Below are 1403 nucleotides of genomic sequence, written 5' to 3' on the forward strand. Positions count from 1 at the left end.
AGAGCGTTGTGGCCAACCGAACCGCAGCTCGAAGAGCTGCGGTTCTTCCATGATCGACGTGTTCTCGTCGGTGGGCCCGGGCAGCACCGGGGCGGGTGGTTTTCTCGTCCTGGAGGTGGTCGGTGCCGTCGGTGATCGCGTTGATGGAACGGCGTGAAGTGCGGGCTCGTGAAGTGCTGGACAGGGCGGAGGCCCGGCTGCGCGAGGCCGAGGAACAGGCCGCCGAGGCCCGTCAGCGGTGGGAGTTCGCCCGGATCGGGCGGGAGGAGCTGATGGACGAGCTTGCCGCGACGGGTGCGCAGGCGGCCACCGATGCCGGGGCGGTTGCCGATGTGCCGCAGCAGCCGGACAGCGAGGCCAAGGTGCCCTCGCGCAGGGGGCGTGAGGGCTATGACGAGCGGCCGTCGCGGTGGCACGTGGGCCTGGAAGGACGGTCGTTGTGCGGCATGTACCGGCAGATTTTCGAGACGGTCGTGGCCGCCGACGGCCTGGTGGACGTGGCCACGATCGCGGACACCCTGGGGCTGGGACGGGAAAAACTCGCGGTGGAACGGGTGCGCCATCGCGCCTATGCCCTGCATGCGAAGGGCTGGCTGGAGCGGGAGAGGGGCCTGTTCAGGCCGGCTGCGGGCCCGGGCGGCGGCCCGGCCGGCGATCGGGCCAGTGCCGGCGCTCGCCGGCGATCCGGCGGGTGAGGGTGATCAGGCCGGCCCACCAGACCATCTGCTCGTGATGGTCCGGGCGGCGTTCGTGGTCGCGGTTGAGACGCCGGGCCCGTGAGAGCTGACCCAGGGTGCGTTCCACGACCCAGCGGCGGGCCAGGACGGTGAAGCCGCGTGTCCCGTCCGGGCGTTGAACGACCTCGACCCTCACGCCATGCCGGGCGAAGGCATCGGCCAGAGGCTGCCCTTGGTAGGCGTTGTCGGCCCAGACGAGTTTCAGCAGCCGTCCGGGCTCGTCCATGTAGCGGTCCAGGAGCGCGGGCGCGGGCTTGGAGTCGTGGACGTCGGCCGGGGTCACGATGACTTCCAGCAGGTCACCGCAGGTATCGGTCAGGATCGAGCGCTTGCGGCCGTCGCGCTTCTTGTTCCCGTCGAAGCCGCGTGACATCACGACGGTGTCCGCGCCGTCGACGGACTGCGCATCGATGATCCCGGCGGTCGGCTCCGCGCTGCGGCCCCTCGCCACCCGGTTGGCGCGGCGCAGCCGCTGGTACAACTCCCGGACGTATCCGTGCGCACGCCAGCGGCGGAAGAAGTCGTACACCGCCCGCCACCAGGGGAAATCCCGTGGCACGGCACACCACTTCGCGCCGTTGTCGACCACGTAGCGCACCGCGTCGATCATGTCACGGTGGCAGTGCGCCTCCGGCCGGCCGCCCCTGGACTCCATCCAGGCCGGCA

General features: G+C 70.9%; 2 protein-coding genes. One reads left to right on the forward strand and one right to left on the reverse strand.

The features are described from left to right. Nucleotides 1-122 precede the first annotated feature (122 nt). Nucleotides 123-695 carry a hypothetical protein gene (locus ACH4TV_RS48290; protein ID WP_398407860.1) on the forward strand — a complete coding sequence of 191 codons (573 nt, stop codon included), beginning with the start codon at nt 123-125 and terminating at the stop codon, nt 693-695. Here ACH4TV_RS48290 and ACH4TV_RS48295 read toward each other — a convergent pair. Then, nucleotides 616-1403 (reverse strand): IS5 family transposase (locus ACH4TV_RS48295; protein WP_398407861.1); only part of this gene is annotated, 788 nt, incomplete at its 5' end. The two genes, ACH4TV_RS48290 and ACH4TV_RS48295, sit on opposite strands and share 80 nt — an antisense overlap.

This window comes from Streptomyces sp. NPDC020898 (assembly GCF_044333925.1).
In the GTDB taxonomy this organism is placed as follows: Bacteria; Actinomycetota; Actinomycetes; order Streptomycetales; family Streptomycetaceae; genus Streptomyces.